This window comes from Myxococcus sp. MH1 (assembly GCF_059738865.1).
In genome coordinates, this window is the sequence record NZ_AP026947.1 from 4,787,466 (window position 1) to 4,801,417 (window position 13,952).

1 protein-coding gene (only partly in view) is annotated in these 13,952 nt (G+C 67.7%); it reads right to left on the reverse strand.

Annotation, left to right across the window (positions count from 1 at the left end; genetic code table 11):
* A protein-coding gene (locus AC6JA9_RS19150) for a non-ribosomal peptide synthase/polyketide synthase (RefSeq protein ID WP_497960368.1) crosses the window boundary here: on the reverse strand, nucleotides 1–13,899 show its beginning. Its footprint begins 31,554 nt before the window's first position; 13,899 of the gene's 45,453 nt are visible here — the first part of the coding sequence; the start codon lies at nucleotides 13,897–13,899; the stop codon falls past the left edge of the window.
* Between the last annotated feature and the right edge of the window lie 53 nt (nucleotides 13,900–13,952).

Here is a 13,952-nt window from a genome sequence, read left to right on the forward strand (position 1 = left end):
CGTGAGCGTGACCTGGAACAGGGGCGAACGGCTGAGGTCACGCTGAGGCTGGAGTTCCTCGACGAGCTTCTCGAAGGGGACATCCTGGTGCTCGTAGGCCGCGAGGGTGTTCAGGCGCACCTGTCCCAGCAGCTCACGGAAGGACTGCCTGCCATCCAGGCGTGAACGGAAGACGAGGGTGTTGACGAAGAAGCCGATGAGGCCCTCCGTCTCGGAGCGGTTTCGGTTGGCGACGGGCGAGCCGACCGAGACGTCGTCCTGTCCCGAGTAGCGAGAGAGCAGGAGCTGGAAGGAAGCCAGCAAGACCATGAAGGGCGTGGCGCCCTCGCGCTGGGCCAGTTCCTTCACCTGGGTGCTGAGGTGCTTGGAGAGTGCCACAGGCACGACGGCGCCACCGTACGTCTGGATGGCGGGCCGGGGCCTGTCCGTGGGTAGCTCGAGAGAAGTGGAAGCGCCGGCGAGCTGCTTGCGCCACCAGTCGATCTCCGAGGCGAGGACGTCGCCATGGAGCCACTGGCGCTGCCAGACGGAGAAGTCGGCGTACTGGATGGGCAGGGGCGCGAGCTGCGCGGCCTCTCCATTGGAGAACTGGCGGTAGAAGGCCGCGATCTCTCGGGCGATGACGGAGATGGACCAACCGTCGGAGATGATGTGGTGGGCGGTGACGAGGAGGAGGTACTCCTCATCGCTCATCCTCACCAAGGTCGCATGAACAAGAGGGCCCTGAGCGAGGTTGAAGGAGTGCTGGGCCTCCTGTCGCATCAGCGCCTGTGCTTCGGTCTCGCGAGCCGCAGGCTCCAGTCCTCGCAGGTCGACGACAGGAAGCTCGAGCCGAACGTCAGGCTGGATGACCTGAACGGGCTGACCGTCGTGGACCGCGAAGTGAGTGCGGAGCACCTCGTGGCGCGCGAGGAGCGCGTTGAGCGACTGATGCAGCGCGCTGACATCGAGGGAGCCGGAGAGCTTGAGGGCCCAGGGGATGTTGTAGGTGGAGGAGCCAGGCTGGAGCTGGTCGAGGAACCAGAGGCGCTGCTGAGCGAAGGAGAGAGGCAGCGGCTGGGAGCGGTCGACAGGGACGAGAGGAGGCTGGCGGGAAGCGGAGCCGTGCTGCTCGAGGCGCTGAGCGAGCAGAGCGACGGTAGGCGCGGCGAAGAGCTCACCGAGAGGGAGCTCGACGCTGAAGGCGGAGCGGATGCGAGAGACGACCTGGGTGGCGAGGAGAGAGTGGCCACCCAACTCGAAGAAGTCGCCGTGGAGGCTGACGCGCTCCAGGCCGAGGACGTCGGCGAAGATGGAAGCGAGACGGGCCTGCGCGGGAGTGGAGGGCTCAACGAATTCGTCAGCGGAAGAGACCGAGGCGAAGTCAGGAGCAGGGAGCGCCTTGCGGTCGAGCTTGCCGTTGGCGGAGAGGGGGAAGGCCGTCAGCGAAACGAAAGCCGAGGGCACCATGTACTCGGGCAGTCGCTGCTGGAGGAATCCCTTGAGCGCGGTGGTATCGACGGACTGCGCTTCGGCGGCGGTGAAGTAGGCGACGAGGCGCTTTTCACCAGGGACATCCTCACGAGCGAGGACGACGGCGTCCTGGATGCCGGAGAAGAGGCGCAGAGCGGCCTCGACTTCGCCGAGCTCGATGCGGAAGCCACGAATCTTCACCTGGAAGTCGTTGCGGCCGAGGAACTCGAGGGTGCCGTCGGAGAGCCAGCGAGCCTTGTCGCCAGTGCGGTAGAGGCGAGCACCGGGGGCGCTGCTGAAGGGATGCGGGACGAAGCGCTCGGCGGTGAGGTCCGCGCGGTTGAGGTAACCCCAAGCCAGACCGTCACCACCGACGAAGAGCTCGCCCGGAACGCCAGGAGGAAGCGGCTGGAAGGAGGAGTCGAGGACGAAGGCGGAGGAGTTGGAGAGAGGCGAGCCGATGGGGACGGAGCGGGAGACTTCGTCACCGTGGCGGAGGGCGTGAGTGGCGGAGAAGGTGGTGTTCTCGGTGGGGCCGTAGCCGTTGACGAGGACGTGGCCTTCGGGGAGGCGGGCGAGGTGCTCACGGACGCGGTGAGGAGGCAGCACGTCGCCGCCGGCGAGCAACTGGTGCACGCCAGAGAGCGCGACGGGCTGGTGGGCAACCATCTGCTCGAAGAGAGCAGCGGTCAGCCAGAGAGAGGAGACCTTCTCGCGGGAGAGGACGGCCCCCAACTCCTCCAGGGAGAGGGAGTGAGGAGGAGCGAGGACGAGCTTCGAGCCGTGAAGCAGGGCCCCCCAGATTTCGAGGGTGGAGGCGTCGAAGGCGACAGGAGCGGCGTGGAGCCAGACTTCCGAAGCGCCGAAGTGGATGAAGGAAGAAGAGACGAGGCGAGTGACGCCGCGGTGGGGAACACAGACACCCTTGGGCTCGCCGGTGGAGCCTGAGGTGAACATGACATAGGCGAGGTCATCGCCCGTCACTTCGGAAACAAGCGCAGTCGTGGGCCGACGTGAGATGCGAGAGGCCTCCTCATCGACGAGGAGGAGGACGGCGCCAAAGGCAGGCAAGTCGTCCGCGACGTCAGAGTGGGAGACGAGGACGCCTGCGCCGGACTCACGGAGGACGAAGGAGAGGCGCTCGGAAGGCCAGGCCTTGTCGAGGGGGACGTAGGCCGCGCCGGCCTTGAGGATGGCCAGCAGGGAGACGATGAGGTCCGCGGAGCGGTCGAGGCGAACAGCGACGCGAGAGCCGGAGAGGACACCCAGTGCACGCAGGTGGTGGGCGAGCTGGTTGGAGCGCGCGTCGAGCTGCGAGTAGGTGACAGCCTCATCCCCGGAGACAACGGCGACGGCCTCCGGCGAACGGACCACCTGCTGTTCGAACAGCGCATGCACGCTCGCGTTGCGCGGATACTCGACGGCAGTGCCACTCCAGTTCGTGAGGACCTGCGCCTTCTCCTCCGTGGAGATGATGGGCAGGTCATTCAGCGTCAGATCGGGGCGAGTGACCGCGGCCTCGAGCAACACGGTGAAGTGACGGAGCAGGCCCTTCATGGTGGCCGCTTCGAACAGATCGGTGTTGTAGTTGATGATGCCCGAGAGCTGCTCGGCCTCCGTGAACAAGAGGCTGAAGTCGAACTTCGACGTGTTGATCTCGGCTGGCAGCGCCGTGATGTCGAGTCCCGAGAGCGCCAGAGATGACTCCGGCGCGTTCTGCAGGGTCAACGAGACCTGGAACAAAGGGGAACGGCTGAGGTCGCGCTGAGGCTGGAGTTCCTCGACGAGCTTCTCGAAGGGAACGTCCTGGTGCTCGTAGGCCGCGAGGGTGCTCAGGCGCACCTGTCCCAGCAGCTCGCGGAACGAACGCTGTCCTTCGATTCGCGCACGCAGGACCAGCGTGTTGACGAAGAAGCCGATGAGACCTTCGGTCTCGGAGCGGTTGCGGTTGGCAACGGGGGAGCCGACCGAGATGTCGTCCTGTCCCGAGTAGCGAGAGAGCAGGAGCTGGAAGGAAGCCAACAGGACCATGAAGGGCGTGGCACCCTCGCGCTGGGCCAGGGCCTTGACGGCCTGAGTGAGTTCCCGAGAGAGCTCGATGGGGAGCACGGCGCCGCGGTAGGACTGAACGGCGGGGCGAGGCTTGTCGGTGGGCAGCTCGAGCGCGGAAGCGGCGCCCGAGAGCTGCTGACGCCACCAGTCGAGCTCGGAGGCGAGGACGTCGCCGTGGAGCCACTGGCGCTGCCAGACGGAGAAGTCGGCGTACTGGATGGGCAGGGGGGCGAGCTGCGCGGCCTCTCCGCCCGAGTACTCGCGGTAATACGCACCCAGCTCGCGGACCATGACCGCGATGGACCAACCGTCCGAGATGATGTGGTGGACGGTGACGAGCAGCAGATGCTGCTCGTCATCCGTGCGGATGAGTGAGGCACGGACCAGTGGCCCTCGGGCCAGGTCGAACGGTCGCGAGGCCTCTTCCCACGTGAGTCGCTCGGTGGTGGCCTCCTGCTGTGCAGGCGCGATGCCTCGCAGATCCACCAAAGGCAGTTCGAGCCGGAGATCGTCCTGGATGATTTGGACGGGCTGTCCTTCGTGCGTGGAGAAGCGAGTGCGAAGGACCTCGTGGCGTTGAGTCAGAGCCTGGAGGGACTTGAGGAGGGCGGAGGAGTCGAGTGCGCCGGAGAGCTTGAGGGCCCAGGGGATGTTGTAGGTGGAGGAGCCAGGCTGGAGCTGGTCGAGGAACCAGAGGCGCTGCTGGGCGAAGGAGAGAGGCAGCGGCTGGGAGCGGTCGACAGGGACGAGAGGAGGCTGACGGGAAGCGGAGCCGTGCTGCTCGAGGCGCTGAGCGAGGAGGGCGACGGTGGGCGCGGCGAAGAGCTCACCGAGGGGCAACTCGACGCTGAAAGTGGAGCGGATGCGAGAGACGACCTGGGTGGCGAGGAGGGAGTGGCCACCCAACTCGAAGAAGTCGCCGTGGAGGCTGACGCGCTCCATGCCGAGGACGTCGGCGAAGATGGAAGCGAGACGGGCCTGTGCGGGAGTGGAAGGCTCGACGAATTCGTCGGCGGAAGAGGCCGAGGCGAAGTCAGGAGCAGGGAGTGCCTTGCGGTCGAGCTTGCCGTTGGCAGAGAGAGGGAAGGCCGACAGCGAAACGAAAGCCGAGGGCACCATGTACTCGGGCAGTCGTTGCTGGAGGAAACCCTTGAGCGCGGTGGTATCGACGGAAGAGTCGCCAGAGGTGAAGTAGGCGACGAGGCGCTTGTCGCCGGGGACATCCTCACGAGCGAGGACGACGGCCTCCTGGATGCCGGAGAAGAGGCGCAGAGCGGCCTCGACTTCGCCGAGCTCGATGCGGAAGCCGCGAATCTTCACCTGGAAGTCGTTGCGGCCGAGGAACTCGAGGGTGCCGTCAGAGAGCCAGCGAACCTTGTCGCCAGTGCGGTAGAGGCGAGCACCGGGGGCGCTGCTGAAGGGGTGAGGGACGAAGCGCTCGGCGGTGAGGTCCGCGCGGTTGAGGTAGCCCCAAGCCAGGCCGTCGCCGCCGACGAAGAGCTCGCCCGGGACGCCAGGAGGCAGCGGTTGGAAGGCGGAGTCGAGGACGAAGGCGGAGGAGTTGGAGAGAGGCGAGCCGATGGGGACGGAGCGGGAGACAGCGTCACCGTGGCGAAGGGCGTGGGTGGCGGAGAAGGTGGTGTTCTCGGTGGGGCCGTAGCCGTTGACGAGGACGTGGCCTTCGGGGAGGCGGGCGAGGTGCTCACGGACGCGGTGAGGCGGCAGCACGTCGCCGCCGGCGAGCAACTGGCGCACGCCAGAGAGGGCGACGGGCTGGTGGGCAACCATCTGCTCGAAGAGAGCAGCGGTCAGCCAGAGAGAGGAGACCTTCTCGCGGGAGAGGACGGCCCCCAACTCCTCCAGGGAGAGGGAGTGAGGAGGCGCGAGGACGAGCTTCGAGCCGTGGAGCAGGGCCCCCCAGATTTCGAGGGTGGAGGCGTCGAAGGCGACGGGAGCGGCGTGGAGCCAGACTTCGGAGGCACCGAAGTGGATGAAGGAAGAAGAGACGAGGCGAGTGACGCCGCGGTGAGGAACGCAGACACCCTTGGGCTCGCCGGTGGAGCCTGAGGTGAACATGACGTAGGCGAGGTCATCGCCCGTCACTTCGGAAACAAGCGCAGTCGTGGGCCGACGTGAGATGCGAGAGGCCTCCTCGTCGACGAGGAGGAGGACGGCGCCGAAGGCCGGCAAGTCGTCTGCGACGTCGGAGTGGGAGATGAGGACGCCGGCGGCGGACTCACGGAGGACGAAGGAGAGGCGCTCGGAAGGCCAGGCCTTGTCGAGGGGGACGTAAGCCGCGCCGGCCTTGAGGACGGCGAGCAGGGAGACGATGAGGTCAGCGGAGCGGTCGAGGCGGACAGCGACGCGAGAGCCAGGGAGGACACCGAGGGCGCGCAGGTGGTGGGCGAGCTGGTTGGAGCGCGCGTCGAGCTGCGAGTAGGTGACAGCCTCATCCCCGGAGACAACGGCGACTGCGTCGGGCGAACGGACCACCTGCTGTTCGAACAGCGCATGCACGCTCGCGCTGCGCGGATACGCCCGGGCTGTCTCGTTCCACGTCGAGAGCACCTGCTGCTTCTCGTGAGCACTCAGTGCCGAGAGCGTGCCCAGAGACTGTTCGGGCCGAGAGACGGCCGTCTCGAGCAGCACGGTGAAGTGGCGAAGCAGGCCCTGCATGGTGGCCGCTTCGAACAGGTCGGTGTTGTAGTTGAGGACGCCCGAGAACCGGTCGCCTTCATCGAACAACAGGCTGAAGTCATACTTCGATGTGTTGATTTCAGCGGGGACCGGCTCGAGCACCAGGCCCGAGAGCGCGAGGGCTGCCTCGGGTGCGTTCTGCAGCGTGAGGGTGACCTGGAAGAGCGGGGAGCGGCTCAGGTCACGCTGGGGCTGGAGTTCCTCGACGAGCTTCTCGAAGGGGACATCCTGATGCTCATAAGCCGCGAGGGTGTTCAGGCGCACCTGTCCCAGCAGCTCGCGGAAGGACTGCCTGCCATCGATCCGGGCGCGGAAGACGAGGGTGTTGACGAAGAAGCCGATGAGGCCCTCCGTCTCGGAGCGGTTCCGGTTGGCGACCGGCGAACCCACGGAGACGTCGTCCTGTCCCGAGTAGCGAGAGAGCAGGAGCTGGAAGGAAGCCAGCAAGACCATGAAGGGCGTGGCGCCCTCGCGCTGGGCCAGGGCCTTGACGGCCAGAGTGAGTTCCCGAGAGAGCTCGATGGGGAGCACGGCGCCGCGGTAGGACTGAACGGCGGGGCGAGGCTTGTCGGTGGGCAGCTCGAGCGCGGAAGCGGCGCCCGAGAGTTGCTGACGCCACCAGCCGAGCTCGGAGGCGAGGACGTCGCCGTGGAGCCACTGGCGCTGCCAGACGGAGAAGTCGGCGTACTGGATGGGCAGGGGGGCGAGCTGCGCGGCCTCTCCCCCGGAGAACTGACGGTAGAGGGCTGCGAGTTCGCGCAGGATGACGGCAATGGACCAGCCGTCGGACGCGATGTGGTGAACGGTGACGAGCAGCAGATGCTGCGATGCGGTCCGGCGGACGAGTGACGCCCTGACCACGGGCCCCTGCGCGAGGTCGAACGGACGCAGTGCCTCCTGCGAGGCCAACCGCTGGGCCTCGGCCTCTCGCTCCTGTTCCGAGCGCGAGGAGAGGTCGGTGACCGGCAGTTCCAGAGAGAAGTCCCGGTCGATGAGCTGGACGGGCTGACCCTCGTGAACGGCGAAGCGAGTGCGCAAAGCCTCATGTCGCTGGATGAGCGAGTTGAGGGAGAGGCGCAGCGCGCTGACATCGAGTGCGCCGGAGAGCTTGAGAACCCAGGGGATGTTGTAGGTGGAGGAACCGGGCTGGAGTTGGTCGAGGAACCAGAGACGCTGCTGGGCGAAGGAGAGAGGCAGCGGCTGGGAGCGGTCGACAGGGACGAGAGGAGGCTGGCGGGAAGCGGAGCCGTGCTGCTCGAGGCGCTGAGCGAGGAGCACGACGGTGGGGGCGGCGAAGAGCTCACCGAGAGGCAGTTCGACGCTGAAGGCGGAGCGGATGCGAGAGACGACCTGGGTGGCGAGGAGGGAGTGGCCACCCAACTCGAAGAAGTCGCCGTGGAGGCTGACGCGCTCCAGGCCGAGGACGTCGGCGAAGATGGAGGCGAGGCGAGCCTGGGCGGGAGTGGAAGGCTCGACGAATTCGTCAGCGGAAGCCGCCGAGGCGAAGTCAGGAGCAGGGAGCGACTTGCGGTCGAGCTTGCCGTTGACGGAGAGGGGGAAGGCCGTCAGCGAAACGAAAGCCGAGGGCACCATGTACTCGGGCAGTCGCTGCTGGAGGAATCCCTTGAGCGCGGTGGTATCGACGGACTGCGCTTCGGCGGCGGTGAAGTAGGCGACGAGACGCTTGTCACCGGGGACATCCTCACGAGCGAGGACGACGGCGTCCTGGATGCCGGAGAAGAGGCGCAGAGCGGCCTCGACTTCGCCGAGCTCGATGCGGAAGCCACGAATCTTCACCTGGAAGTCGTTGCGGCCGAGGAACTCGAGGGTGCCGTCGGAGAGCCAGCGAGCCTTGTCACCGGTGCGGTAGAGGCGAGCACCGGGGGCACTGCTGAAGGGATGCGGGACGAAGCGCTCGGCGGTGAGGTCCGCGCGGTTGAGGTAACCCCAAGCCAGACCGTCACCACCGACGAAGAGCTCGCCCGGAACGCCAGGAGGAAGCGGCTGGAAGGAGGAGTCGAGGACGAAGGCGGAGGAGTTGGAGAGAGGCGAGCCGATGGGGACGGAGCGGGAGACTTCGTCACCATGGCGGAGGGCGTGGGTGGCGGAGAAGGTGGTGTTCTCGGTGGGGCCGTAGCCGTTGACGAGGACGTGGCCTTCGGGGAGGCGGGCGAGGTGCTCACGGACGCGGTGAGGCGGGAGCACGTCACCACCAGCGAGCAACTGGCGGACACCCGCCAAAGCAGAAGGCTGGTGGGCAACCATCTGCTCGAAGAGGGCCGCCGTCAGCCAGAGAGAGGAGACCTTCTCGCGGGAGAGGACAGCACCCAACTCCTCCAGGGAGAGGGAGTGGGGGGGCGCGAGGACGAGCTTCGAGCCGTGAAGCAGGGCCCCCCAGATTTCGAGGGTGGAGGCGTCGAAGGCGACAGGAGCGGCGTGGAGCCAGACTTCGGAGGCACCGAAGTGGATGAAGGAAGAAGAGACGAGGCGAGTGACGCCGCGGTGGGGAACGCAGACACCCTTGGGCTCGCCGGTGGAGCCCGAGGTGAACATGACGTAGGCGAGGTCGTCGCCGGAGACGTCAGAGGGCAGCGCAGTCGTGGGCCGACGTGAGATGCGAGAGGCCTCCTCGTCGACGAGGAGGAGGACGGCGCCGAAGGCAGGCAAGTCGTCTGCGACGTCGGAGTGGGAGATGAGGACGCCGGCGGCGGACTCACGGAGGACGAAGGAGAGGCGCTCGGAAGGCCAGGCCTTGTCGAGGGGGACGTAGGCCGCGCCGACCTTGAGGATGGCCAGCAGGGAGACGATGAGGTCCGCGGAGCGGTCGAGGCGAACCGCGACGCGAGAGCCGGGGAGGACACCCAGGGCGCGTAGGTGGTGGGCGAGCTGGTTGGAGCGCGCGTCGAGCTGCGAGTAGGTGACAGCCTCATCCCCGGAGACAACGGCGACGGCCTCCGGTGAACGGACCACCTGCTGTTCGAACAGCGCATGCACGCTCGCGCTGCGCGGATACGCCCGGGCTGTCTCGTTCCACGTCGAGAGCACCTGCTGCTTCTCGGCGGACGTGAGCAACGGAAGCCGCGCGAGCTGCATGTCGGGCGTGGAGACCGCCTCGGTGAGCAGCACGGAGAAGTGGCGCGACAGGCCCTCGATGGTCGCCGCGTCGAACAGGTCGGTGTTGTAGTTGAAGACACCCGCGAATCCGCCCGAGTCCTCCTCGAGCAGCAAGCTGATGTCGAATTTCGACGTCTCCAGCTCCGGCGGTAGCTGCGTGAGCGTGATGCCGGGGAGCGTCAGCGTGGCGCTCGGCGTGTTCTGCAGGGTGAGGGTGACCTGGAACAGGGGCGAGCGGCTCAGGTCACGCTGTGGCTGCAGTTCCTCGACGAGCTTCTCGAACGGGACGTCCTGGTGCTCGTAGGCGGCGAGGGTGCTCAGACGCACCTGTCCCAGCAGCTCACGGAACGTGCGCTGCGTGTCGATGCGCGAGCGCAGGACGAGCGTGTTGACGAAGAATCCGACCAGGCCCTCGGTCTCCGCGCGGTTGCGGTTCGCGATGGGCGAGCCCACGGAGACGTCGTCCTGGCCCGAGTAGCGCGAGAGCACGAGCTGCCAGGCCGCGAGCAGGACCATGAACGGCGTGGCCCCCTCGCGCTGCGCGAGCGCCTTCACCGCGTTGCTCAGGCTCCCGGAGAGTTCGATCGGAAGCACCGCGCCGCGCTCGGTCTGCGCGGCCGGACGCGGCCTGTCCGTGGGCAGCTCCAACGCCGACGGCGCCCCCGTGAGCTGCTCCCGCCACCAATCCAACTCGCCCCGGAGCCGCTCGCCGTCGAGCCACTGCCGCTGCCAGACGGAGAAGTCCGCGTACTGGATGGGGAGCGACGCGAGCTGCGCGGGCTCTCCGCCCGAGAACTGGCGGTAGAAGGCCCCCAGCTCACGGACCATGATCTCCGTGGACCATCCATCCGAGATGATGTGGTGGACGGTGACGAGCAGCAGATGCTGTCGCGCATCCAGCCGCAACAGAGAGGCTCGGACCAGCGGTCCACGCGCCAGGTCGAACGGACGGAGCGCCTCTTCGCGCATCAGTCGACGCGCTTCCTCCTCGCGCGGCTGTCCATCCAACCCAGCGAGCTCCACCACGGGCAGCTCGACCTCGGCTTCGGGCCGGATGACCTGGAGGGGCTGTGAATCACGAACGACGAAGTGCGTGCGCAGCACCTCATGGCGCTGAACGAGCGCGCGCAGCGACTGCCTCAGGGCCGCCACATCCAGCGAGCCCTCCAGTCGCAGCGCCGCGGGCAGGTTGTACGACGCAGTGCCGGGCTGGAGCTGATCCAGGAACCACAGGCGTTGCTGCGCGAACGACAGCGGAATCGCACCCGCCCGAGAGACAGGCGCCAGCTTCGCCGCGCCGTCGGATTCCCCCTGCGACAGCGCTCCGAGCCGCTTCGCGAGCAGCTCTACTGTCGGCGCCTCGAAGAGGTCCCGCAACGGCAACGTGACGCCCGTGGCGGAGCGCAGCTGCGCGACCAACCGCGTTCCCAACAGCGAGTGTCCACCCAGCTCGAAGAAGTGGTCGGTGGCACCGACCTGCTCGACCCGGAGGACCGAGGCGAACAGGGACGCAAGCAACTGCTCCGTCGGCGTGCGAGGCGCGACGAACTCCCGCGCGACAGGGACGAAGTCAGGCGAGGGGAGCGCCTTGCGGTCCACCTTGCCGCTGGGGCTCAGCGGGAGCGCGTCGAGGAAGACGAACGCGGACGGCACCATGTACTCGGGCAGGCGCTGGGAGAGCGTATCCCGGAGAGCCGAGGTGTCCTGTGACGTGGAGACGAGATAGGCGACGAGACGCGCCTCGTCGCGCACGGTGACGACCGCATCGGAGACGGACGGAACCGAACGCAGCGCGTTCTCGACTTCACCGAGTTCGATGCGGAAGCCACGCAGCTTGACCTGGAAGTCGGAGCGGCCGAGGTACTCGAGGGTGCCGTCGGGGAGCCAGCGAGCGAGGTCACCGGTGCGGTAGAGGCGCGCGCCGGGAGAGTCGCTGAAGGCATCGGGGATGAAGCGCTCTGCGGTGAGGTGAGGGGAGCGCCAGTAGCCGAGGCCGACCTGGACACCGCCGATGAAGAGCTCGCCCGGGACACCGACGGGGGCGGGTTGCCCCTGGGAGTCGAGGACGTAGAGGCGGGTATTGGCGACGGGCCTGCCGATGGGGATGGAGGAGAGGGAGGAGCCGCGAGCGCAGTGGAAGAAGGAGACGTCGACGGCGGCCTCGGTGGGGCCGTAGAGGTTGTGGAGCTCGGAGGAGGGGTGAAGGCGCGAGTGGGCGCGGTGGACGAGGTCGGCGGGGAGGGCCTCACCGGAGCAGAGGACGCGGCGCAGGTGGTTGAGGGAGTCGAGCCCCGGCTCCTCGAGGAAGGCGCGGAGCATGGAGGGGACGAAGTGGACGGTGGAGACGCGCTCGTCGGAGAGGAGGCGGACGAGGTAGGCGGGGTCCTGGTGTCCGCCGGGCCTGGCGAGGACGAGGCGAGCGCCGGTGAGAAGGGGCCAGAAGAACTCCCAGACGGAGACGTCGAAGCTGAAGGGAGTCTTCTGGAGGACGGTGTCGAGGGCGGTGAGGGAGTACTGCTGCTGCATCCAGAGGAGGCGGTTGACGACACCGGAGTGGGCGTTCATGGCGCCCTTGGGGCGGCCGGTGGAGCCCGAGGTGAAGATGACGTAGGCGAGGGAGTCCGGCCCCGCGAGAGGAGGGAGAGAGGCGGAGGACTGACGGGAGACGGCGTCCCACTGGGTGTCGAGGCAGAGCACCTGGGAGGCGTGCTGAGGCAGGACGGAGGTCAGGCGTGAGTGGGTGAGGAGGACGGGGGCCTGGGCGTCCTCGAGCATGCCGGCGAGACGCTCGCGCGGGTAGGCGGGGTCGAGGGGGACGTAGGCGGCGCCGGACTTGAGGACGGCGAGGAGTGAGACGACGAGGTCGAGGGAGCGCTCGAGGCAGACGGCGACGAGCAGGCCCGGGCGGGCGCCGAGAGAGCGCAGGTGGTGGGCGAGCTGGTTGGAGCGCGCGTCGAGCTGAGCGTAGGAGAGAGACGTGCCCTCGAAGCGGAGGGCTTCGGCGTGAGGCGTGCGGAGGGCCTGGGCCTCGAAGAGGGAGTGGAGGGTGGCGTCCTCGGGGTAACGGACGTGCTCGCCCTGGAAGTCGGAGAGCAACTGGACGTGCTCATCCTGGGTGAGCAGCGGCAGCTCGGACAGACGGGTGTCCGGGTTGGCGGCCACCGCGCCGAGCAGCGTGTAGAAGTGCCCACGCAGCCGCTGGACCGTCGTCACGTCGAAGAGGTCGGTGTTGTACTCGAGCCAGCCGAAGATCTCGTCCGGCCGGTCCTCGCGCAATTCCAGCAGCAGGTCGAACTTGGCCGAGCCCGGGTCCACGAGCAGATACGTGGACTGGAGCCCCGGCATGGACAGGTCCTGGCGCGGGGTGTTCTGGAAGCTGAACATCACCTGGAACAGCGGGTGACGGCTCAGGTCGCGCGGGGGCTGCAGCTCCTCGACGAGCTTCTCGAACGGCAGCTCCTGATGCGCGTACGCCGCCATGCACACGTCCTTCGCGCGGCGCAGCAGCTCGCGGAAGGTGGGGTTGCCGCCCAGGTCGTTGCGCAGCACCAGCGTGTTGACGAAGAAGCCGATCAACGACTCCAGCTCCGGCACGTTGCGGCCGGCGATGGGAGAGCCGACGGTGATGTCCGTCTGCCGCGAGTGACGGTGCATCAGCGTCTGGAACGTCGCCAGCAACGTCATGAAGAGGGTGGCGCCCTCCTGCTGGCTCACTTCCTTCAGCGCGCGCGTGAGCGCCACCGGGAGCGTGACGAACTGACGCGAGCCCCGGTACGTCTGGCGCACGGGACGCGGCCTGTCGGTGGGCAGCTCCAGCGGCGCGGGCAGCGTCTTCAGGTGCTGCTTCCAGAAGTCGAGCTCGACGCGCAGCCGCTCGCCCTGCATCCGCTCGCGCTGCCACTCCGCGAAGTCCGAGTACTGGATGGCCAGCTCGGGAATCGCGGGCGATTGTCCCGTGACCTCCGCGGCGTAGAACGCCATCAGCTCGCGCACGAAGACGCCCAGCGACCAGCGGTCCGTCACCAGGTGGTGCATGGTGACGAGCGCCACGTGGTTGTCGGGCCCCAGGCGCAGCACCTTGCCTCGCAGCAGCGGACCCTTCGCCAGGTCGAACAGGCGCTGGGACTCCTCGCTGGTGCGGCGCTCCACCTCCGCGTCCTGCTCCTCCTTGGCCAGCGCGGAGATGTCCTCCACGGGGATGTGCAGTGTCAGCTCCGGCAGGACGACCTGCACGGGGAGCCCGTCGTCGCGCGCGGCGAACACCGTGCGCAGCGACTCGTGCCGGCGCACCACCTGGTTCACGCACCGCTCCAGCAGCGGGATGTCCAGTGTGCCGCTGAACTGCACGGTGATGTGGACGTTGTAGGCGAACGCCTGGCCGCCCTCGAGCTGATCCACCACCCACAGCCGCTGCTGCGGGAAGGACGCGGGCGCCGGCTCGGTGCTGGCGCGACGCGGAATGGTCCGCTCGAGTGCCTGGGCCGACGAGGCCTGCAGCTGGCCCTTCTTCTCCTTGAGGAGCAACTCGTACAGCGCGCGCTGCTTGGGAGTGAGCTTGTCGAGGTTCTTGGAACTACCGCTCATTGCTGGACTCCGGGTCCTCCGGTGGCTGGGGATGGCCCAGGGCGGAGGGAAGT